This is a genomic window from Saccharomonospora sp. CUA-673 (genome assembly GCF_001942305.1).
In the GTDB taxonomy this organism is placed as follows: Bacteria; Actinomycetota; Actinomycetes; order Mycobacteriales; family Pseudonocardiaceae; genus Prauserella.
Genome location: NZ_MKKE01000003.1, coordinates 105,321 through 127,075, shown reverse-complemented (window position 1 = coordinate 127,075; position 21,755 = coordinate 105,321). Strand labels below are relative to the sequence as shown.

Annotated in this window: 20 protein-coding genes and 2 pseudogenes; 15 read left to right on the top strand and 7 right to left on the bottom strand. The window is 71.1% G+C overall.

The genetic code is table 11. From position 1 onward, the window contains the following. Positions 1 to 16: 16 nt before the first annotated feature. From BJF85_RS02245 to BJF85_RS02230, 4 genes and pseudogenes are all read right to left on the bottom strand, one after another. Positions 17 to 757, bottom strand: a complete 741-nt coding sequence (locus tag BJF85_RS02245; protein ID WP_083665847.1) for a maleylpyruvate isomerase family mycothiol-dependent enzyme — start codon at positions 755 to 757, stop codon at positions 17 to 19. Continuing rightward, complete coding sequence (locus tag BJF85_RS02240; protein ID WP_075845543.1) at positions 654 to 1,367, bottom strand: DedA family protein; 714 nt, start codon at positions 1,365 to 1,367, stop codon at positions 654 to 656. Before BJF85_RS02240 ends, BJF85_RS02245 begins: the two co-directional genes overlap by 104 nt. 331 nt (positions 1,368 to 1,698) lie before the next feature. After that, positions 1,699 to 2,485, bottom strand: a pseudogene (locus BJF85_RS02235) (class I SAM-dependent methyltransferase). Beyond that, a complete protein-coding gene (locus BJF85_RS02230; protein ID WP_075845542.1) occupies positions 2,482 to 2,976 on the bottom strand; it encodes a DUF2505 domain-containing protein in 495 nt (164 codons plus the stop codon). Before BJF85_RS02230 ends, BJF85_RS02235 begins: the two are co-directional and overlap by 4 nt. A gap of 25 nt (positions 2,977 to 3,001) precedes the next feature. Between BJF85_RS02230 and BJF85_RS02225 the strand changes: the two genes are divergently transcribed. Then, complete coding sequence (locus BJF85_RS02225) at positions 3,002 to 4,087, top strand: UDP-N-acetylmuramate dehydrogenase (RefSeq protein ID WP_075845541.1); 1,086 nt, start codon at positions 3,002 to 3,004, stop codon at positions 4,085 to 4,087. A 26-nt stretch (positions 4,088 to 4,113) separates the two neighbouring features. On the opposite strand, the gene BJF85_RS02220 is transcribed toward BJF85_RS02225, so the two are convergent. Next, positions 4,114 to 4,845, bottom strand: a complete 732-nt coding sequence (locus BJF85_RS02220; protein ID WP_075845540.1) for an SDR family NAD(P)-dependent oxidoreductase — start codon at positions 4,843 to 4,845, stop codon at positions 4,114 to 4,116. A 167-nt stretch (positions 4,846 to 5,012) separates the two neighbouring features. Between BJF85_RS02220 and BJF85_RS02215 the strand changes: the two genes are divergently transcribed. After that, a complete protein-coding gene (locus BJF85_RS02215; protein ID WP_075845563.1) occupies positions 5,013 to 6,182 on the top strand; it encodes an Ig-like domain-containing protein in 1,170 nt (389 codons plus the stop codon). Between the two features lie 147 nt (positions 6,183 to 6,329). Here BJF85_RS02215 and BJF85_RS02210 read toward each other — a convergent pair whose 3' ends face one another. Further along, positions 6,330 to 7,301: a TerC/Alx family metal homeostasis membrane protein gene (locus tag BJF85_RS02210; RefSeq protein WP_255375325.1), complete on the bottom strand. Its 972-nt coding sequence runs from the start codon at positions 7,299 to 7,301 to the stop codon at positions 6,330 to 6,332. Positions 7,302 to 7,558: 257 nt separating this feature from the next. Here BJF85_RS02210 and BJF85_RS02205 point away from each other — a divergent pair, with 257 nt between their 5' ends. The 8 genes and pseudogenes from BJF85_RS02205 (at position 7,559) to BJF85_RS02170 (ending at position 15,374) form a co-directional block, all read left to right on the top strand. Next, the gene (locus BJF85_RS02205; protein ID WP_075845538.1) at positions 7,559 to 8,419 is read left to right on the top strand and encodes an alpha/beta fold hydrolase; all 861 of its coding nucleotides are present in this window, start codon (positions 7,559 to 7,561) and stop codon (positions 8,417 to 8,419) included. Further along, positions 8,416 to 9,767, top strand: a pseudogene (gene mshA, locus BJF85_RS02200) (D-inositol-3-phosphate glycosyltransferase). Before BJF85_RS02205 ends, mshA begins: the two are co-directional and overlap by 4 nt. Continuing rightward, on the top strand, positions 9,764 to 10,294 hold the full coding sequence (locus BJF85_RS02195; RefSeq protein WP_075845537.1) for a YbjN domain-containing protein: 531 nt from the start codon (positions 9,764 to 9,766) through the stop codon (positions 10,292 to 10,294). Before mshA ends, BJF85_RS02195 begins: the two are co-directional and overlap by 4 nt. 105 nt (positions 10,295 to 10,399) lie before the next feature. Continuing rightward, entirely contained in the window at positions 10,400 to 11,332 is a 933-nt protein-coding gene (locus BJF85_RS02190; protein ID WP_075845536.1) for an ABC transporter ATP-binding protein, read from the top strand. Between the two features lie 2 nt (positions 11,333 to 11,334). Continuing rightward, a complete protein-coding gene (locus tag BJF85_RS02185) occupies positions 11,335 to 12,099 on the top strand; it encodes an ABC transporter permease (RefSeq protein ID WP_075845535.1) in 765 nt (254 codons plus the stop codon). 9 nt (positions 12,100 to 12,108) lie between these two features. Continuing rightward, entirely contained in the window at positions 12,109 to 13,452 is a 1,344-nt protein-coding gene (locus BJF85_RS02180; protein ID WP_158056740.1) for a sensor histidine kinase, read from the top strand. Further along, the gene (locus BJF85_RS02175; protein ID WP_075845534.1) at positions 13,449 to 14,069 is read left to right on the top strand and encodes a response regulator transcription factor; all 621 of its coding nucleotides are present in this window, start codon (positions 13,449 to 13,451) and stop codon (positions 14,067 to 14,069) included. Before BJF85_RS02180 ends, BJF85_RS02175 begins: the two co-directional genes overlap by 4 nt. A gap of 555 nt (positions 14,070 to 14,624) precedes the next feature. After that, positions 14,625 to 15,374 carry a phosphoglyceromutase gene (locus BJF85_RS02170; RefSeq protein WP_075845533.1) on the top strand — a complete coding sequence of 250 codons (750 nt, stop codon included), beginning with the start codon at positions 14,625 to 14,627 and terminating at the stop codon, positions 15,372 to 15,374. Between the two features lie 102 nt (positions 15,375 to 15,476). On the opposite strand, the gene BJF85_RS02165 is transcribed toward BJF85_RS02170, so the two are convergent. Continuing rightward, positions 15,477 to 15,812: a hypothetical protein gene (locus tag BJF85_RS02165; protein WP_075845532.1), complete on the bottom strand. Its 336-nt coding sequence runs from the start codon at positions 15,810 to 15,812 to the stop codon at positions 15,477 to 15,479. 218 nt (positions 15,813 to 16,030) lie between these two features. Here BJF85_RS02165 and BJF85_RS02160 point away from each other — a divergent pair, with 218 nt between their 5' ends. The 5 genes from BJF85_RS02160 (at position 16,031) to BJF85_RS02140 (ending at position 21,733) form a co-directional block, all read left to right on the top strand. Further along, positions 16,031 to 17,365, top strand: coding sequence for a cell wall metabolism sensor histidine kinase WalK (locus BJF85_RS02160; protein ID WP_083665846.1), 1,335 nt, complete (start codon positions 16,031 to 16,033; stop codon positions 17,363 to 17,365). Continuing rightward, entirely contained in the window at positions 17,362 to 18,054 is a 693-nt protein-coding gene (locus BJF85_RS02155) for a response regulator transcription factor (protein WP_075845531.1), read from the top strand. Before BJF85_RS02160 ends, BJF85_RS02155 begins: the two co-directional genes overlap by 4 nt. A 27-nt stretch (positions 18,055 to 18,081) precedes the next feature. After that, positions 18,082 to 19,050, top strand: a complete 969-nt coding sequence (locus BJF85_RS02150; protein ID WP_075845530.1) for a Ppx/GppA phosphatase family protein — start codon at positions 18,082 to 18,084, stop codon at positions 19,048 to 19,050. Between the two features lie 1,201 nt (positions 19,051 to 20,251). Then, a complete protein-coding gene (locus tag BJF85_RS29440) occupies positions 20,252 to 20,944 on the top strand; it encodes a hypothetical protein (protein WP_075845529.1) in 693 nt (230 codons plus the stop codon). Between the two features lie 3 nt (positions 20,945 to 20,947). Beyond that, positions 20,948 to 21,733 (top strand): sugar phosphate isomerase/epimerase, encoded by a 786-nt coding sequence (locus tag BJF85_RS02140; protein WP_075845528.1) that lies wholly within the window; start codon positions 20,948 to 20,950, stop codon positions 21,731 to 21,733. Positions 21,734 to 21,755 lie beyond the last annotated feature (22 nt).

Here is a 21,755-nt window from a genome sequence, read left to right as displayed (position 1 = left end):
ACGGCGTCGACCCAGGTCAGGGGGTCTCCAACGGGTCGAGCAGGCTCGCGTCGCCGGTGATCGACACGGTCGCCGGCCTGCGCCACAGCCGCTTGTACACCGCATCGGCGTCGCCGCTGAGCGTCGCGTCCGGTTCGGCCCGCTCGCCCAGGGTGGGCGGCTCGCCCGGGGTGAGCGTCAACGACCAGAGCTGCCGGGCGTCCTCGGCGTGCACCAGGACCGCTCCGCTCGCCTCGACGTCGGACCAGCCGCCGCGGCGCCGGTGGATGATCATCGTGAGGGCCTCGTCGACGCCGTCGGCGGCGAACGCCGCATCGAACGTCGCCGGCTCGGCGCCCGCGGCCAGTTCCGCGTCCAGCCGGTGCACGGCCACCTCGTGCGCCTGCCTGCGCGCCCACGAGGCCAGGTTCGGCGCGTAGAAGCCGAACATCATCTGGGCCGGGGTGTCCGGGCCCCGGTCGAACGCGGCGCGCAGCTCGGCGCGGCGCTCGTCCCACCACGGCAGCAGCTCGTCCCACTCCTTCGGCGGACGTTCGCCGCGCGCGTCGGAGCCGTGTGGATCGGCGATGCACGCCAGTACCCACGCATGCACCCCGGCCAGATGCCGCACCAGGCGCAGGACCGTCCACGTCGGACAGGTGGCGACGTCGGCGTCAGGGCCCGCCGTCAGTGCCGCCTTGCGAAACGCTGTGTTGTGGTCGTCGAACTCCGTCAGGAACCGCTCGTAGCTCACGTCGTTGTTGTCGCTGCCGTGCATGGCGCGACACTAGCCGCCTGCCGACCTCGATGAGAACCGTCAGCAGCAGGCCCACCGCCGACGCCACGACGAGGCCCGCGACCGGGTCGTCGGCGAACGTCGCCGCGCCCGCCGCGCCGATCAGCACCGCGTAGATCGACCACAGCGTCGTGCCGATGAGGGCGAGCAGGGCGAACTTGCCGAACGGATACCGCAGCGTGCCCGTGGCCAGCGCCGACGCGGCGCGTCCCCCCGGGATGTACCGGCCCGCGATGATCAGCACCACCGCGTGCCGGTGCAGCTTCTTCGTCGCCCACTCGTAGTTCCGTCTGCCGCGTTCCTTGCGGAGCAGGCGGGCGGTGGCGCGGGTGCCGAACGTGCGGCCCAACCAGTGTCCGCAGCAGTCGCCGGTCCACGCGCCGAGCGCGGACACGACGACGAGGGTCAACAGCCCCGTCAGGTCACCAGGGCCGAGCAGCACCGCGAGCGTGATCACGGTGGCCTCGCTCGGCATGAACGGCAGCAGCGCGTCGACCCCCGCGAACAGGAACACCAGCAGCCACAACCACGGGTCGTTCAGGTGGCTCTGCAGCAGCGAGGCGAGGTCGTTCAGGGCGTCAAACACGAACATGTGCGTCCCTGGAGGGTTCGCGAAGGACCACCCTGGCCGTGTCCGTCAGCCGGGTGGGATCGGAATGGGCAGGCTCGCCGGTCGACGGAGTCGATCCGGGCGTCGCGGTTCGCCGCACGGACTCCATCGTCGGCCCCCGGAGCAACCGATGCATGACGTAACGGAGAGTACACGGTGAACGTGGTCGTCACGGTTGGTTTCGCCGATTCGGCCCGAAAGTCGCTCGTCAGATGGGTGCCGGACCCGACGAAAGGTGGAGACCGGACGTCGTGGGACGCCAACACGGCGACGCAGGACGCTGACACGCCCGCGTGGATTGCTGACACGGCGGTTACGGGGTGACGGAGGTCCAGGGGACCGTGACCTCGCCCAGACGCCAGCGGGCCGGGCGGCCCAGCACGGGCCAGCCGGACTCGGCCAGCAGGCGCACCGTCTCGGTCCAGCGGGCGCGCGGGCCGAACGCGCGGTGCGGGGCGGCCGTCGCCCAGCACGCGTCGAGCCGCGTCAGCAGGGCGTGGATGCGCTCACCGGGCACGTTGCGGTGGATGAGCACCTTCGGCAGCCGTTCGGCCACGGTCGACGCCGGTCCAGCGTCGCGGGCCGGCACGACAGGGTCAGCGACACCGGTCCGCTGCGCGCGACGGTGACCCACGAGCAGATCCGGCCGATCTCGTCGCAGGTGCCGTCGACGAGCAGTCCGCCGGGCGCGAGACGTTCCAGCATCGCCCGCCACGACGGTTCGACGTCCGACTCGGCGTACTGGCGCAGCACGTTGAACGCGCGCACCAGCACCGGCCGGGTGCCGGCGAGCTCGAACCCGCCGCGGCGGAAGTCCAGCACCGGCGGGGCGGCCACCGCCGCGCCCGCCGCCACCCGCTGCTCGTCGAGCTCCAGCCCGAGCACCCGCACGTCGGGCACGTGCGCGCGCAGCCGCGCGGCCAGCTCGACGGTGGTCACGGGGGAGGCGCCGTAGCCGAGATCGACCACCAGCGGATCGGCGTGGGCGCGCAGCGCGCGGCGTACGGCCAGGTCGCGACCAGCCACCGGTCGATCCGGCGGAGGCGATTCGGGTTCGTGGTGCCGCGCGTCGGCGAACCGACGGGACGGCCGCGGTTCAGCTCCGCGTGAGCCACGACGTCGTGAACTCGGCCTCCCGCTCGAGCAGGGTCGTGACCTGCTCGGCGATGACGCCCTCGAGCTTGCCGCCGACGAGCGGGATGCGCACCGTCACCTCACCGCGCGTGACCTGCACGGCGGCGGCGGGGTCGCCGGGGTTCTCGGTGAACGACACGGTCGCCGTGATCTCCGCAGGAACGCCCTGGACCTCGGCGCGGATGTCGCCGGACGTCCCGGACACCGTGTGCTCCCTGCGCACCACCAGGTCGCCGGAGACGAACTTCTGCGCCACCGACGGAAGCTTGTCGACCGGCACCGCCTGGCGCAGCGTGTAGCGCACCCCGTCGCCCGTCACCTCGTGGGACTCGAGGGCGGCGTCGGGGCCGCCGATCTCGGCCAGCCGCGCCCGCAACGCGGCCTCGTCGGACTGGGCGGCGACGACGTCGGCGACGGAGGCAGGGAACGTCGCCCGGTGCTCGATACGGGAAGCCATGTGCAGGACAGTACCGTTGCGGGTTGTGAGCACTGCCGAAACGTCCACCTCCCACGACCTGCGCGCGTACACCACGCTGCGACTGGGCGGCCCCGCCCGCCGCTTCGTCGAGGCGTCCACGGCGGCCGACCTGGCGGCAACCGTCGGCGAACTCGACGCCGCCGGGGAACCGGTCCTGCTGCTCGGCGGCGGGTCGAACCTCGTCGTCGCCGACGCCGGGTTCGACGGGACCGTGGTCCGCATCGCCAACACCGGCTGGGAACTGCCCGGCGCCGCGGCTTCTGCTGATGGTTCCGCCGTGTCGACCGTCGAGGCGGGGCAGGACTGGGACGACTACGTCGCGGCGACCGTCGCCGCGGGCTTCGGCGGGCTCGAATGCCTGTCCGGCATCCCCGGATCGGCCGGGGCGACGCCGATCCAGAACGTCGGCGCCTACGGCTGCGAGGTCAGCGAGGTGCTGCACTCGGTCGAGCTCTACGACCGCGCCACCGGTCAGATCCGCACCGTGCCGGCCGCCGACCTCGGCTTCGCCTACCGCACGAGCGTGCTGAAGGGCACCGACGACGGGGTCGTGCTGTCGGTGCGCTTCGCCCTCCACGCCGACGGGCTGTCGGCGCCGATCCGCTACGCCGAACTGGCGCGCACGCTGGACGTCGAGGTCGGCGCGCGGGTGCCCGCGGCGCGGGCGCGCGAGGCCGTGCTGGACCTGCGGCGCCGCAAGGGCATGGTGCTCGACGCGGCCGACCACGACACGTGGAGCGCCGGGTCGTTCTTCACCAACCCGATCGTGCCGGAATCGCGGATCGACGACGTGCTGCGTGCCGTGGCCGACGTCGTCGGCGCCGATGTCGCCGTGCCGCAGTACCCGGCGGACGGCGGGGTGAAGCTGTCCGCGGCGTGGCTGATCGAGCGCGCCGGGTTCGGCAAGGGGCACACCGGTCCCGGCGGCCGGGTGTCACTGTCGACCAAGCACACCCTGGCGCTGACCAACCGCGGCGACGCCAGCACCGAGGACCTGCTCACCCTCGCCCGCGAGGTCGCAGGCGGGGTCCGCGCCACCTTCGGCGTCGACCTCCGCCCCGAACCCCTCCTCATCGCCTGCACCCTCTAACGCCGGGGGTGGTGCTTTCGCGGGGGTTATTCGCGGTGGAAGCGGCTGCCGTTGAGTTGGGCGCGCGGCTTCATGACGATCTGGTCGAGGTTGACGTGGGGCGGGCGGGTGGCGGCGAAGGTGATGACGTCGGCGACGTCCTCGGCGACCAGCGGCTCGTAGCCCTGGTACACCTTCGCGGCGCGGTCGGCGTCGCCGTCGAACCGGTTGACCGAGAACTCCGTCTCCACCGCTCCCGGCACGATCTCCGTCATCCGCACAGGGTCGCCCAGGTGCTCCGAACGCAACGTCCGGTGCAGCGCCGACTGCGCGTGCTTGGCCGACGTGTAGCCCGAACCGCCGTCGTAGACCTCGTGGCCCGCGATCGACGTCACCGTGATCACGTGCCCGTCCCCGGACGCCACCAGTTTCGGCAGCAGGGCCTTCGTGACGCGCATCGTGCCGAGCACGTTCGTCTCCCACATCCACCGCCAGTGGTCCTCGTCGGCGGCCTCGACGCGTTCGAGTCCTTTCGCGCCACCGGCGTTGTTCACCAACACGTGGCATTCCGGGATCTGCTCGACGAACGAGGCAACGGAATCGGCGTCCGTCACGTCCAGGGGCAGGGCGGTTCCGGAGGTCTGCCGCGCGAGTTGTTCGACGCGGTCGAGCCTGCGGGCCCCGAGAACGACGTGGAATCCGGCCTCGGCGAGTGACGTGGCGGTGGCCGCGCCGATCCCGGCGCTGGCTCCTGTGATGACTGCGGTTCGCGTGCTCATGGCGGGCATGCTCACACAGTAATGTTGGTCTGCTCGCGGGGGATCGGAAAAGGGGCAGGGAGGAACGAAACGTGCGTTTCGAAAAGAACTTCCACAACAGCGCCAACGGCGACAACGACGTTGATGCGAACACGGGAATCGCGCGTGTGGAAACCGGACGCGCGGCCATCGCGCGGAGCGTCGACCGCAGGCGGGTGCTCAAGGTCGCGGCGGTCACGGCGCCGGCGGTCGCGCTGGCCGCCTGCACCGGCGACGGCGACGCGGCCGGTGACGCCCCGGCCACCCAGGACTCCGGCCCGGCCGCGTCGATCACCGCACAGCCGAAACCCGACACCACCGACGTCGACGTGACCGCGCCCGTGACGCTCACCGTCACCGAGGGCACCTTCGACGACGTCCGCGTGACCAACGAGGACGGCGAGGCCGTGCAGGGCTCCCTCGACGAGGAACGGACCGAGTGGGTCAGTGGCGAGCCCCTCGGCTACGGCCGCACCTACACCTACGCCGCGAAGGCCACCGGCAGCGACGGCCGGAAGGCCAGTCTCGACGGCACGTTCGGCACCGTCCGCCCCGACGCGGTCGTGCGCGCCACGCTGTACCCGGGCGACGACGCCGAGGTGGGCGTCGGCCAGCCGGTCACCGTGAAGTTCGAGGCGCCGGTGCGCGACCGCGCGGCCGCCCAGCGCGCCCTGTCGGTGGAGACCTCCACCGACGTCGAGGGCGCGTGGGCGTGGCTCAACGACCAGCAGGTCGACTGGCGTCCGCGCGAGTACTGGCCCGCGCACACCGAGGTCACCGTCACGGCGAAGCTCTACGGGGTGCACTACGGCGGCGGCGCGTACGGCAAGGCCGACGTGACGACGTCGTTCCGCATCGGCCGCAACCAGGTGGTCACGGTGCACACGCCGGAACACCGGATGCGCGTGTACCGCGACGGCGCCGAGGTGGCGAACTATCCGTGCAGCAACGGCAAGGACGCCGACCCCGACCTCACCACGCCCAACGGCACGGTCATCGTCATGACCAAGGAGCCGACGTCGATCTTCGACAACGAGGAGTACGGCTACACCGACCTCGAGAAGACCTGGTGCTGCCGCATCTCCAACCACGGCGAGTACATCCACGAGAACGAGGAGAACGCCGCCAACATCGGCAGCGCCAACACCTCGCACGGCTGCGTGAACCTGCGGGCCGCGGACGCGAAGGCCTACTTCGACTCGGCGATGCTGGGCGACCCCGTCGAGGTCACCGGGTCCATCGCCGACTTCCCGACGACGTCGGACGTCATGGACTGGCTGCTCGACTGGGAGACCTGGAAGTCCAAGTCGGCCCTGTGAGCAGCCTGCTCAGTCCCTGTTGCCCTTGTTGCGCACCTCGATCAGCGATCCGGCCGTGATGATGGCGGCCAGGACGACGATCGCGATGATCACTATCTCGGCGACCATGGTCGGCTCCTCCGCGCTGAGGGCATGACCATGTCGATGCTACGCCTGGGTCTCGGCCTTCTCCTGCTCTTCCCGGCGGCGCGAGACGCGCAGGCTCATGAGCGTCACCGTGGTCAGCACACCGATGATCACCAGCAGCGACAGCGGCGTCGGGACCTCCGGAATGCCCGGCCACACCTCGTGCGCCCAGTGCAGCACCAGCTTCACACCGATGAACGCCAGGATGATCGCGAGACCGTGGTTGAGGTAGATCAGCTTGGCCAGCACGGCGTGCAGCACGAAGTACAGGGCACGCAGGCCGAGCAGGGCGAACGCGTTGGTGGCGAACACCAGGTACGGGTCCGAGGTGATGCCGTACACGGCGGGCACCGAGTCGACGGCGAACACGATGTCGGCGGCGAACACGGCGATCACGACGATCGCCAGCGGCGTCAGGGCGCGCTTGCCGGCCTCCCGGACGATCATCTTCGTGCCGCGGTAGTCGTCGGTGACCGGCATGAGCCGCCGCATCAGGCGCACCGAGCGCATCTCCGACGGGTCCTTCTCGTCCTGGTGGCCCTTGAGCGCCTCGAGCAGGATCTTCACCGCGGAGATGAACAGGATCAGGCCGAACACCAGGAACGCCCACTCGCCGGAGCTCAGCATGGCCGCGCCCATGGCGATGAAGATGCCGCGGAGCACGAGCGCACCGACGATGCCGTAGAGCAGCACGCGCTGCTGCACCGCCGCCGGTACGGCGAATCCGGTGAGGATCAGCATGAACACGAAGAGGTTGTCCACCGACAACGACTTCTCGACGACGAATCCGGTGACGAACTCGGTCGCCTCGGTGCCGCTGTGGCCCAGCCACACGTAGATGGCGAACACGAACGGCAGCGCCAGGTAGAAGACCGACCAGCCGACGGCCTCCTTCATGGAGACCTCGTGCGGTTTACGTGTGATGACGAAGTCGGCGACGAGCAGGGCGACCAGGACGGTGATGCTGATTGCCCAGAGGGCAGGGGAACCCACAAAGACCTCCACGAACGCATGACGAGACGTTCGAGGTCTCCTTCACCCGAGAAGAACGTTCGGGCGGCCTGCCGAGAACGCGATCGGTGCGTTCGTACTGACCGGCGAGGCCCAAGGCGGAAGTACTCCCCTCGAAGGACCAGTCTCGGCCATCCGCGGCCGTTGCGCCAGTCCTGGGTGGGCGAACACGGGGCGACCCTCGTCACGCCGGCATTCGCCCGAACCGGCCCGACCCGGCCGGATGAGAGACTGCCCCGGTGCGAACCGAGGTCAGAGGTGCAGACGGGGTCCGGATCGGCGTCCGCGTCGCCGGTGTCGGTGCTGCCGGCGGTGGTGCCGGACAGGTGGACGGGCCGGATCGGACACCGGTGGTCGTGTTCGTCCACGGCTGGGCCCAGTCGGCCGACGCGTGGCAGTTGCAGCTGTCCGACCCCCGGCTGACCACCGACTTCCGGCTCGTCGCGATGGACCTGCGCGGCCACGGCCGGTCGGAGGTGCCCGCCGACGGCTACGGCGACTCGCGCGTGTGGGCCGACGACCTGGCCGCCGTGCTGGAGTTCGCGGGCCGGCCGGCGGTCGTCGTCGGCTGGTCGTACGGCGGGCTCGTCGTCACCGACTACGTGCGCGTGCACGGCACGGCCGGTCTCGCCGGCATCGTCTACGCGGGCGCCATCACCGAACTGGGCCCCGACCTGCCCGGCGGCGCGGTCGGACCGGCCATGCGCGAGGCCCTGCCCGACGCGCTGTCGAACGACGTCGACGTCGCCCGCCCCGCGGTCCGGCGGCTGTGCGGCGGCATGACCGCCGACTCGGGTGGCGAATCCCTCGTCGACGGCATCCTCGCCGTGCCCGCGCACGTGCGCGCGGGGCTGTTCCGCAGGTCCGTGTCCTCGGCCGACGTGCTGAACGGCATCGACGTGCCGACGCTGATCGTGCACGGCGACCGGGACGCGGTTGTCGACATCACGGCCGCCGAATACGCCGCGGGGAAGATTCAGGGGGCCCGTACGCGTTGGTTGCCTGGGGTGGGTCATCTTCCGTTCGCAGAGGAATACGACGTCTTCGGCGAGGAGTTGGCGACCTTCACCCGCGACGCGTACAGAGAGGTGAACCGGTGACGATCTCCTGGTACCGGCAGGCTGCGACGACGCAGTCGGCTCGGGCGGCGAAACAGGCGCCGACGGTGCAGCCGAGGCAACAGCCGCGCCGGGTGGCGGTGCTGTCGGTGCACACCTCGCCGTTGGAGCAGCCGGGCACCGGGGACGCGGGCGGCATGAACGTCTACATCGCGCAGACCGCCCAGGAGATGGCGCGGCGCGGCGTCGAGGTCGAGGTGTTCACGCGCGCGACCGCGTCGGACCAGCCGCCCGTCGTCGAACTGCGCCCGGGGTGCTCGTGCGGCACATCCCGGCCGGGCCGTTCGAGCCGCTCTCGCGCGCGGAGCTGCCCGCGCAGTTGTGCGCGTTCACCAACGGCGTCCTGCGCACCGAGGCGTTCCACGAGCCGGGCTACTACGACCTGATCCATTCGCACTACTGGCTGTCCGGGCAGGTGGGCTGGCTGGCGCGCGACCGCTGGGGCGTTCCGTTGGTGCACACGGCGCACACGCTGGCGAAGGTGAAGAACGCGGCGCTCGCCGAGGGCGACACCCCCGAACCGCGCACGCGCGTGATCGGCGAGCAGCAGGTGGTCGACGAGGCGGACCAGCTGATCGTCAACACCGATGTCGAGGCCGAGCAGCTCGTCGACCTGTACGACGCCGACCGCCGTGCCGTGCGGACCGTGTCGCCGGGGGTCGACCTGGAGCGTTTCCGCCCGGGCGCGCGGGATGCGCAGGCGACCGCGCGGCGCCGGTTGGGTCTGTCGGGCGAGGCGATCGTGTTGGCGTTCGCGGGCCGCATCCAGCCGTTGAAGGCCCCGGACGTGTTGTTGCGGGCCGCGGCGGAGCTGGTCCGGACGCGGCCGGAGCTGCGCCGCCGGCTGGTGGTGCTGGTGGCGGGCGGCCCGTCGGGCACGGGCCTGGAGCAGCCGGAGTCGTTGAAGGCCCTGGCCGCGTCGTTGGGGATCGCCGACCTGACGCGATTCCTGCCGCCGCAGGGCGGGGACGGCCTGGTCGACGTCTACCGCGCGGCCGACGTGGTGGCCGTGCCGAGCCACAACGAGTCGTTCGGGTTGGTGGCGTTGGAGGCGCAGGCGTGCGGCACCCCGGTGGTGGCGGCGTCGGTGGGCGGACTGCCGGTGGCGGTGGCACACGGCGAGTCGGGGCTGCTGGTCGGTTCGCACCGGGCGCGGGACTGGGCGGACGCGCTGGCCGACGCGGCGTTGGCGCGGCGCGACGTGCTGGCCGAGGGTGCGGTGCGGCATGCGCGCCGGTTCTCGTGGCGGAGCACCACGGACGTGCTGTTGGGCAGCTATGCCGATGCGCGGGGCGCGTTCCGGCGTGCCGCGTTGGAGGTGGCGGTGTGAGTTCGCCGGAGGCCTCGGCGGCGACGGTGCAGGCGGCGTTGGAGGCGGCGGAGGTGCCGTACGACCGCCGCGGGGAAGGCGTCTTCTTCGTGACCCTGCCCGGCACGAAGAAGTTGCAGACGAACGCGTGGCTGGTGGTGCGGGAGCATTCGCTGGCCGTGGAGGCGTTCGTGTGCCGGCGGCCGGACGAGGCGCACGAGGACGTCTACCGGTTCCTGCTGCGCCGGAACGCCAAGCTCTACGGCGTGGCCTACACGATCGACGCCTCGGGCGACATCTACCTGGTGGGCCGGTTCGGTCTGGGCACGGTGTCGGCGGAGGAGGTCGACAAGATCCTCGGCCAGGTGCTGGAGACCTCGGACGGCGATTTCAACGCCCTGCTCGAGCTGGGTTTCGCGACGTCGATCCGACGCGAGTGGGACTGGCGCGTCAGCCGCGGCGAACCCCTGGCCAACCTGCAAGCCTTCAAGCACCTCATCGAGCCGAGCGCCGACCACACCCCGGGCTCCCTCACCGACGACCACTAGGGCCGCGACTCGCTGTCCATCCACCGAACGGTGGATGCGCGAATCAACCGCGGGGCAGCCGCTCCGGTCGAGGTCATGGGGCGGGTGCGCTCGTAACTTCGCCGTATGACGGCCTTGGAAGTACGACATCTGCACAAGCGTTACGGACGGCGCGTAGCCGTCGACGACGTCTCCTTCACCGTCGAGGAGGGGGAGATCTTCGGCATCATCGGGTCCAACGGCGCGGGCAAGACGACCACCGTCGAGAGCATCGCCGGGTTGCGCACGCCCGACTCGGGCTCGATCTCCGTGTTGGGGCTCGACCCGGTCGCGGACCGGGCGGAGGTGCGTGAGCGGCTCGGCGTGCAACTGCAGGAGAGCAGTTTCCCGGACGCGATCACGGTCGCGGAGGCGCTCGAGCTCTACGGTTCCTTCTACCGGGAGCCCGGCGACTGGCGTGAACTGATGGAACTCCTGGGGCTCACCGGGCAGCGCAATACGCGGTACAAGGCGCTCTCCGGTGGGCAGAAGCAGCGACTCTCGATCGCGCTGGCTCTGGTCGGCAGTCCGAAGGTGGCGATTCTCGACGAGCTCACGACCGGGCTGGACCCGCAGGCGCGGCGCGACACCTGGCGCCTGATCGAGCGGGTTCGTGACACGGGCGTCACGATCCTCCTCGTCACGCACTTCATGGACGAGGCGGAGCGCCTCAGCGATCGGATCGCCGTCATCGACGGCGGCCGGGTCGCCGCTGTGGACACGCCGGCGGGGCTGATCGCGCAGACGAGCGCGCTGCAGCAGGTTCGGTTCCGCGTGGACCAACCGCTGGACAAGACGGTTCTGACCGAGCTTCCCGACGTGAACCAGGTCGAGGTCGTCGAGGGTCGCTGGTCGGTCACGGGCACGGGGCAGCTGCTGAGCAGCGTCGCGGGGGCTCTTGCCAGGGCGGAGGTCGTGGCCCATGACCTCCGCGTCGACCAGGGCAATCTCGACGACGCGTTCCTGGCCTTCACCGGACGAGCCCCGGAATCCCCGGCACAGCTCCGGAAGGAGGGCTGACCATGTCCGCGCTGACCAACATGGTCAAGGTCGAGACGAAACTCTTCCTCCGAGACTCCACCACCGTCCTGTTCGGCGTGCTGTTCCCGGCGGGGCTCCTGCTCGCACTGGGGACGGTCCCGGCGCTCAGAGAGGCCTCGCCGGGCAACGGCGGGCTCCGGTCCATCGACATCTGGGCGCCGACCGCGCTGGTGTTCGGGATGGTGATGATCGCCGTGCAGCACGTCCCGGCGGTGATCGCGACGTATCGCGAGCGCAGCATCCTGCGCAGGCTGTCGACCACCCCCGCACACCCGCGGAGCGTCCTGCTCGCGCAGACGATCGTCGCCTCGGCCGCGGTGGTCGGCTCCGCGGCGCTCATGATCGTCGTCGCGTGGGCGCTCCTGGACATCGCGCCGCCCGAGCGGCCCCTCGAGTTCGGCGTCGCCTTCGTCGCCGGCTATGCGGCACTGCTCGGCATCGGCATGCTCTCCGCGGCCGTGGCCCGCACGAGCAGCGCGGCGAACCAGCTGGGCACCGTCCTGTTCGTGGCGCTGATGTTCTTCGGCGGGGCCTTCCTGCCCCGTGTCCTCATGCCCGACGTGCTGCGGGAGGTCGGCGAGTTCGTCCCGCCCGGGCTGCAGGCTCTCACCGCGGCGTGGTCCGCGGAGGCGGGCGAGATCACCGCCACCGCCGGTGGGCAGCCCTTCTGGCTGCAGATCGCCATAATGGCGGGTATCGCCGTGACCGCGACCGCGATCGCCGCAAAGCTCTTCCGCTGGGAGTAGGTGTCGATGATGCGGGATGCCGGGACCCGTGAGCGGCCGGACGCCGGGCCCCACGAAACCGCCGTCGAGGCAGAGGCCGAGATCGCGCATCGCTCCCGGTTGGCCTGGAAGAGGGAGCAGTTACGGGTCTGGGACCTGTTGCAGTTGAGCGCGCCGTGGGTGCTGCTGACGATCTCGACGGCGGTCTACTTCTCGTGGGCGCTCCCGGCCTCCGGCGCACCCTTCTGGCCCGAGGGCGCTGCCGTCCTCGGGCTGGTCGTGGCCTCGGTGGCGTGGATGCTGTTCGGGCACACCCTGCCCATCCGCAGGAGGACACTCCGACCGGCGCCGACGGGGATCTACTTCGTCGGACTGCTGGCCCTGTGCGTCACCTTCATGACGTACTCCGAGATCTTCCTGGTCTTCACCATCGCGGGTTTCTTCCACGCGTACCTGCTCAAGCCGTGGCCGTTGGGGGTGCTCGGAGTCCTGGCCACCTCCGTGGCCCTCAACGGTTCGGCCATGCGTGTGTGGACGAACCCGGCCCCGGACATGCTCGCGGAGTTCATCCTGATCGTCGCCGTGCAGACCGCGGCGATCGGAGTGGGCATTCTGCTGACGGCGCGCAGCGAACCGGTGGAACGCAAACGGGAGGAACTCGTCGAGCGACTCGAGGCGGCGCTGCACGAGAACGCCGGGCTCCATGCGCAACTGGTCGCCCAGGCCCGGGAATCCGGGGCACAGGACGAGCGGCAACGATTGGCGGGCGAAATCCACGACACGCTGGCCCAGGGCCTCGCCGGCATCATCACACAACTCCAGGCAGCGGAGCGTTCCGCGAGTGTGCAGGGCGAGACCGAGGAGCACATGGCGCGTGCGCTGCGGCTCGCACGCAGCAGTCTGGCCGAGGCCAGACGGTCCGTGCAGGCGCTCGCACCCCAGGAACTGGGGCGTGCGCACCTCCCCGACGCGCTGCGCACGCTGACCGAGCGATGGTCGCGGGACCACGGAATCAGCGCGCAGCTGGACGTCACCGGCACCCGAGAGTCGCTGAGCCCGGCGATCGAGGTGGCTCTCTTCCGGGTCGCGCAGGAATCACTGACCAACGTGGCGAAACACGCCCAGGCAGCGCGCGTCGGTGTCACGCTGTCGTACACGGGCACCGAGGTGCTGCTGGACGTGCGCGACGACGGGCGTGGTTGTGCGAAAGGGGGCGGCACCGGCTTCGGCCTGACGAGCATGCGCCATCGCATCAGAGGGGTCGGCGGCCACGTGGAGGTGCAGAGCGAACCGGGTGAAGGGACCTCGGTCAGTGCGCGTGTCCCGGCCATCGCACCCGGGCACACGAGAGCTGAGGGGCAGGACGACCGATGATCCGCCTGGTGGTTGTCGACGACCATCCGATCGTGCGAGGCGGCCTTCGCGACACCTTCGCGGATACCGAGGACATCGTCGTGGTCGGTGAGGCCGGGGACGGCGCGGAGGGCATCGACCTCGCGCAGCGGTCGGCAGCGGATGTCGTGCTGATGGACCTCCAGATGCCCGGGATGGACGGCGTCGCCGCGACCGCGGCCCTGCGCGATCAGGCCCCGAGCGTGCGGGTGCTGATCCTGACGACCTTCGACAGCGAGAGCGACGTACTGCCGGCGATCGAAGCGGGCGCGATCGGATATCTCCTGAAGGATGCCGTGCCCGACGAGCTGATGCGGGCCGTCCGAGCAGCCGCACGCGGAGAGTCGGTGCTCGCGCCCTCGGTGACCCAGCACCTCATGGGGCAGGTGCGCAGGCCCGGCGCCGGCACACTGACCGACCGGGAGAAGGAGGTGCTGCAGCTGATCGCCAACGGCAGTTCGAATCGGGATGCGGCGACGGCCCTGTTCATCGGCGAGGCGAGTATCAAGACCCACCTGCAACACATCTACGACAAGCTCGGCGTTCGTGACCGGGCCTCGGCCGTGGCCGAAGGGTATCGCCGTCGCCTGCTGACGTGACGTCCGAAACGTGGGGGAGGTGGTCGACGGGGCGGCTCGAGGGAGGGGGGAGTCGCGAACTCGAGCCGCCCCGTGGACCTTTCCCGCCTGTGGGGACCCGGTGACGAGGGGGATGCCAACGGGGCCGGCGGGCCGCAGCTCGGCAGGGGGGAGACGAGCTGCGATCTGTTCCCACGTGGGTCGGCCCGGGGAGTGCGTGGTTCCGGACCGCGTGGGTTCTGTGTCAACTTGTCAGACTCGGCAGGGTAACCACAAGACTACTGGATACTCTATTCGAGTGAATTTGTCCGCCACGTTGAACACACTGCGGTCTTGTTAACACCGTCGATACGGGGGAGTTCGCCCTGTTAGAGAGTTGGGTCCGTCTTTACCGCGCGTTGGCAACACTCTCTGTAGAGCACGTGGTAATGCGCCAGGTCGCGGTAGCGCAGTGCTGCAGTTGGCGCAGTGCAAGCTGCGTTTCGGTGGTTGTCGACGGCGACCTGGCCGACGGGACTGCTCCACGTGGTGTAGGTCGCGCTGGCGGTCTCCGTCTCCTCTGGCAGGCTTGCGGCCATGGCCGAACTTGGGACTCTCGTGCTGCTGCGGCACGGGCAGAGCACATGGAACGCGGAAAACCTGTTCACCGGCTGGGTCGACGTCGCGCTGTCGGACCAGGGTGAGGGTGAGGCCCGGCGAGGCGGGGAGCTGCTCGCCGAGGCCGGCCTGCTGCCGGACGTGGTGCACACGTCGTTGATGCGCAGGGCCATCTCGACGGCCAACCTCGCGCTCGACGCCGCCGACCGGCACTGGATCGACGTGCGGCGCAACTGGCGGCTCAACGAACGGCACTACGGCGCGCTGCAGGGCAAGAACAAGAAGGAGATCGCCGACGAGTTCGGCGAGGAGCAGTTCATGCTGTGGCGCCGGTCGTACGACACGCCGCCGCCCGAGATCGAGGTCGGCAGCGAGTTCAGCCAGGACGCCGACCCGCGGTACCAGGACATCGACGGCACGCTGCCGCTGACCGAGTGCCTGAAGGACGTCGTGGAGCGGCTGCTGCCGTACTGGGAACAGGCGATCGTGCCGGACCTGCGTGCGGGCAAGAACGTGCTGGTCGCGGCGCACGGCAACTCGCTGCGCGCGCTCGTCAAGCACCTCGACGGCATCTCGGAGGACGACATCGCGGGCCTGAACATCCCCACGGGCATCCCGCTGCGCTACGACCTCGACGCCGATCTCAAGCCCACCAACCCGGGCGGCACCTACCTCGACCCGGAGACGGCGGCGAAGGCCGCGGCCGCGGTCGCCAACCAGGGCCGCTGATCCGGCGGGCTACCAGGACGTGCCGGCAGAACGGGTCCGCGCTCACCGAGCGCGGACCCGTTCCCGCGTCAGGGGGAGGCCCGGGTCCGCGAGGGTGCGGGCTCAGCCGGTCTGCTGGAAGACCTCGCGCTCCAGCCTGGCGAGTCGTTCGGCGACCGTCAGGTTCCGCCCGCTTCCCGGTGCGTCATCCGGGGTGGCGCTGTCGCCGGCCTGGACGCGGTCGAGCGCCCACAGTCGCATCAGGGTCGACAGCGGCAGTCGTGCGTCGTCGGCGGCCTGCTGAAGTTGCTGGTGTTCCTCGGCCGTCAGCCGGACCGAGACCACGGTCGAGCGGCCGAGGTTGGGGCGGCTCGGCGTCGCGTGGTGGCGGGTGCGCTGCCCGTCGAACTGTTCCGCGGCTGCACCTTCCTCGGCGAGCAGCTTGTCGATGTCACTCATGGTGGACGCCAGTGTTCTCCCCGGGCAGGGGTTTGTCGTGGGCATTCGCGGGTGAGGTGGGTGACTCGTACGGGTGATCCCGTTCGTGGGGTTCTGCGTACGTCAGGTGAACTGGATCTTGCCTGGTAGCGAACACATGGCCCAGGAGTGTCAGGCCGGTCACGGGACGGCCGCCAAGACTAGGACAACTGCCCTCCCGGGTGCTTACGATGCGATGCGTGACGGCGTCCGGATCGGTCCTGCTGGCCACTGCCACCCTGGTGGTCGGCATCGCTGTCGGTTTCTTCTTCTTCCGCACCCGAGGCAGGGACGCGCCTCCGCCGGTCGGCCCGACCACCGCGGATCTGCTCCTGCGTTCGGTGCGTTCGTCGGAGACCGGCGTGGTGCTCCTCAATCGCTTCGGTGACCTGGTGCTGAGCAATGCGCGTGCGGAGGAGCTCGCGCTCCTGCGCGGCAGCCAGGTCGACTCGCGGGTGCGTGCCGCGGCGCGGCGCAGCGTCGAGAGCGGCGAACCCGTCGAGGTCGACATCTCGCCCGAGGAGGTGCGCGGTCGGCAGCCGGAGGCCGTCGTCGCCCACCTTCGAGGCCTGGGGGACGGCTTCACGATCGTGGAGGCCGTCGACCACTCCGAGGCCGCGCGGCTCGAGGCCACCCGCCGCGACTTCGTCGCCAACGTCAGCCACGAGCTCAAGACGCCCGTCGGCGCGATCGCGCTGCTCGCCGAGGCCGTGCTCGACGCCGACGACACCGACGAGTCCCGCCGGTTCAGCGAGAAGATCCTCCGCGAGTCGACCCGGCTGGGCAAGCTCGTCACCGAGCTCATCGCCCTCTCGCGACTCCAGGGCGCCGAGCGGCTGCCCGAGCTGACCGTCGTCGAGGTCGACGACGTCGTCACCGAGGCCCTCTCGCGCACCAAGCTCGCCGCCGAGACCGGTGAGATCACCGTGACCACCGACGGCCCGAGCGGACTGCAGGTGGAGGGTGACCGGACGTTGCTGGTCACGGCGCTGTCGAACCTGCTGGAGAACGCGATCGTCTACTCGCCGCAGGGCAGCCCCGTGTCGATCAGCAGCCGGATCACCGACGACCACGTCGAACTCGCCGTCACCGACCGCGGCATCGGCATCGCGCTCGACGAGCAGCAGCGCGTGTTCGAACGCTTCTACCGCGCCGACAAGGCCCGTTCCCGGGCCACCGGCGGCACCGGCCTGGGGTTGGCGATCGTCAAGCACGTGGCGGCCAACCACGGCGGCGAGGTGCGCCTCTGGAGCAGGCCGGGCGTCGGCTCGACGTTCACGGTGCGCATCCCGTCCACCGGCGCCGGCAGTGACCGCGCCGACCGCGCCGACCACGCCGACCATGCCGACCGCGCCGACCATGCCGAGGACGGCGAGCCCGCCGCGAACGACGCGGCGGACGACGCGGCCGCCGGTGATGCGCAGGCCGGGTCCCAGGCCGTGGCCCAGACCCCAGACCAGAGGCGCGGCTCGCGTGAGCAGTCGCTGGTCTCCAGCGTGCGGGAACGCACCGAACCGGGAGGATCAACGCAGTGACCAGGGTTCTGATCGTCGAGGACGAGGAGTCGTTCGCCGACCCCATGGCCTTCCTGCTCCGCAAGGAGGGCTTCACGGCCGCGCTCGCGACGACCGGTCAGCAGGCGCTCGAGGAGTTCGACCGCAACGGCGCCGACATCGTGCTGCTCGACCTGATGCTGCCGGGCATGAGCGGCACCGACGTGTGCAAGCAGCTGCGGGCGCGCTCGTCGGTCCCGGTGATCATGGTGACGGCACGCGACAGCGAGATCGACAAGGTCGTGGGCCTGGAACTGGGCGCCGACGACTACATCACCAAGCCGTACGCCGCGCGCGAACTGATCGCGCGGATTCGCGCGGTGCTGCGCCGCGGCGGCGAGGCGACCGCCGCCGAACCGGAGGCCGCGCCGCTCGTGCTGGCCGCGGGCCCGGTGCGGATGGACGTCGAGCGGCACGTCGTGACCGTCGACGGCGAGGACATCTCGCTGCCGCTCAAGGAGTTCGACCTGCTCGAGTACCTGCTGCGCAACGTCGGCCGGGTGCTGACCCGCAGCCAGCTGATCGACCGGGTGTGGGGCGCCGACTACGTCGGCGACACCAAGACCCTCGACGTGCACGTCAAGCGGTTGCGGTCGAAGCTCGAGCCCGACCCCGGCCAGCCCCAGCACCTGGTTACCGTCCGTGGTCTCGGTTACAAGTTCGAGGCGTGATCCGCGCGCCCGGTACCGTGGACTCCCGTGCGCCTAGGGGTTCTCGACGTCGGGTCCAACACCGTCCACCTGCTCGTGGTGGACGCGCACCGTGGCGGCCATCCCACGCCCATGCACTCCGAGAAGACGGTGCTGCGGCTGGCGGAACAGCTGAACTCCCGCGGTGAACTGACCAAACGCGGCATCACGACGCTGGTCGACGCGGTCGAATCGGCGACGGAGTCGGCGGAGCGGCGCGGCTGCGCCGACGTCATGGCGTTCGCCACCTCCGCGGTGCGCGAGGCCACCAACACCGAGGAGGTGCTGGCGACCCTCGCCGAGCGCACCGGGGTCGAGCTGCACGTGCTGAGCGGCGCCGACGAGGCGAAGCTGACGTTCCTCGCCGCCCGCCGGTGGTACGGCTGGTCGGCGGGCCGGTTGCTGGTGCTCGACATCGGCGGCGGTTCGCTCGAGGTCGCGATGGGCATCGACGAACGTCCCGATCTGGCCGAATCGCTGCCGTTGGGCGCCGGCCGCATCACCCGCACCCGCTTCTCGGACGACCCGCCGAAGCGCTCGGAGATCGTCGCCACGACGGCGTGGCTCGACGAGGAGCTGTCCGGTCTGGCCAAGCGGATCCGCAAGCTGGGTGAACCGGATCGGGTGGTCGCGACGTCGAAGACGTTCCGCTCACTCGCCCGGCTGACGGGTGCGGCGCCGTCGTCGGAGGGGCCGCGGGCGCTCCGTACCCTGACTGCGACGGGACTGCGGCAGCTGCTCTCGTTCATCACGCGGATGTCCTCGGACGACGTCGCCGAGCTGGAAGGAGTCGGGTCCAGCAGGGCGCATCAGCTCGTCGGTGGCGCGCTCGTCGCGGAGGCGACGATGCGGGCGCTGTCGCTCGAGCGGTTGGAAATCTGCCCGTGGGCACTGCGTGAGGGTGTGATTCTGCGCAGGCTGGACCTTTCGAACGGCGAAGACCAGACTGCGTTGGAGACCGGTCGGGGCCGGAGATGAGAAGCGTCCAGGTCACACTGGACGTAGACAACTGGCGACGGGCACGGTGGAAGGGATGACTCGAGACAGCGACGGCGGGCGGCAGCAGAAGACGGTTGCCGAATTGCTCGCCCTACACGGCGGACAGGCCGACGGTGGGAACGCTCCCCGCCGCCGGCGGCGTCGTGCTGCCGACGAAACGGGTGAGCAGCCGAGCATCACCGACACGGCTCCGCAGGCCATCATCGACCGGGTCCGCGGCGAGGGTTCCGCAGATCGGTCCGGGCAGCAGCCCCCGGCGGCGCGCCCAACGGCACCGGACGTCCCAACGGGGCGGCCCCGGCGAACGGAACACCTCCGCAGGCGGCCGGTGCGGCACCGCCCGCGGCGCCGCAGGGACGACCGCAGCAGCCGTCGCAGCCGATGCCTGCCCCGCCCCAGCAACCCGCCCAGCAGCCCTCGCAGCCGCAGCCGTTGCCGAGGCGCGGCCAGCAGCAGAGTTCTGGTGGGTACCCGGCGCCCGGCCCGCAACAGGCCCCGCCCGGGCCGCAGCAGCAGTCCGGTCCGCACGCCGCGCCGCCGGGCGAGGCGCCCGCGCCGCAGCAGTCGTCGGGCGGGTTCTTCTTCTCGCCGCAGAACGAGGACGACCCGGCGCAGACCGCCGTCCAACCGGCCGACGGTCAGGGCGGGGACGCGGGCGCGGCGCCGCAGGCTCCGCAGTCGCCCGCGCAGCAGCCTCCGGGGCAGAAGCCTCCGCAGCCGCCGTTGCGGCGCCGTCGCCCCTGGCGGGGCAGACAGCGCCCCCGCCCGCGACGTCGGAGTCGCACACCGAGCAGTTCCCCGCCGTCGCCGACGACCCGGACGCCGGGACGACGACGGCCCAGCCCGTCTCGCAGGGGCCGCCGCCCGGCCCCGTCCGCTCGGACGAGCCGCCTGCCGGCCTGGCCAACTGGCGTCGCAAGCGCCGCCAGGCGCAGGCGCGCGAACAGGCGCAGTCCGACGAACCGACCGAGGTCGGCGTCACGCCCGTCGTGCCGCCGAACCCGGCCGACGGAGCCGCCGGAGCGGGAGCGGCCGGAGTCGCCGGCGCCGCCGGGTCGTCGGCAGCGTCGGCTGCATCGGCCGAGGAGACCCAGGTCGCCGGTGCGCCGGTCGACGAGGTCCCGCCACCGGCCACTTCGTCCCGAACTTCGACGACGAGGACGACTCCGGTTCGGCCGGCGTGGGCACCGCTGCCGCCGCCGGAGCGGCGGGGGTCGCCGCCGCGGGTGCCGGCGCGGCCTACGCCGACCGGGCCTACGACAGCGGTTACCGCAACGGTCAGGACACCGGCTACGACGCGGGCTACGCGGACAACGGGTACGACACCGCCTACGACGACCGCGGCTATGACACGGCCTACGACACGGGCTACGACGACGGCTACGGCAGTGCGTACGACGACGGCTACGGCACCGCCTACGACGACCGCGCCTACGACGACGGTTACCGCGACGAGGACTACCGGGCCGAGGACTACCGCGACGAGGACTACGGCGACGGTGCGGCTGATGACGAGTACGCCGACCGGTACGCCTACGACGACGGCGTCGACGCCGACGACGAGCGCGACGCCGACGCGCGCGACGAGGACGAGGACGACGAGGAACTGTCCCCGGCCAAGCAGTGGCTCGTGCTCGCGGGCCAGCTCGCGCTCGGGGTCGCCGGCGGTGCCGCGGTGTGGCTCGGCTTCAACTGGCTGTGGGGCCAACTGCCCGCGGCCGCGCTCGTCGCGGCGCTCGTCGTGACCGTGTGCCTGGTTTTCATCGTGCGCAAGGTGCGTCGCGCCGACGACCTCCAGACCACGGTGCTGGCCCTGCTTGTCGGACTTGTCGTGACGGTCTCGCCCGCCGCGCTGTTGTTGGTGACGAAGTAGCGCGTGATCCCCGTCGGACTCTCCACGGCGTCGGTATGGCCGCTCCGCGCGCGCTCCGGCTTCGAACTCGCCGAGTCGCTGGGCTTCGACGGCGTCGAGGTCATGGTGTGGGCCGATCCCGAGAGCCAGGATCCCGCCGCGCTGCGCAGGCTCAGCAGGGACACCGGGGTGCCCGTGCTCGCCGTGCACGCGCCCTGTCTGCTGATCACCCAACGCGTGTGGTCGCCCGACCCCGTCGTGCGGCTGCGGCGCGCCGTCGAGGCCGCCCAGGACCTCGAGGCGCCCACCGTCGTGGTGCACCCGCCGTTCCGCTGGCAGCGCCGCTACGCGGCCGCGTTCCCCGATCTGGTCGCCGAGCTGGAGGAGACCGGCGGGGTGCGCATCGCCGTCGAGAACATGTTCCCCGTGCGCACGCCACGCGGGCGCACGGTGTCGGCGTTCCGGCCGTCGGTCGACCCGACCGACGTCGGCCACGACCACTACACGCTCGACCTGTCCCACACGGCCACCGCCGGCATGGACGCCCTCGAACTCGCCGAGCGGATGGGTGAGCAGCTGTCCCACGTGCACATGGGCGACGGCACCGGGCTGGCCAAGGACGAGCACCTGCTGCCCGGTCGCGGCACCCAGCCGTGCGCCGAACTGCTGGAGAAGCTCTCCGGCTCGGGCTTCGGGCTGCGCGGGGGACAGGTCGTGCTCGAGGTCAACACCCGCAGCTCCCGTACCGAGGCCGACCGGGCGAAGATGCTCAGCGAGGCGTTGCTGTTCACCCGACTCCACCTCGGGTGAGGCGGGTCGGCGCCGGCCGGAC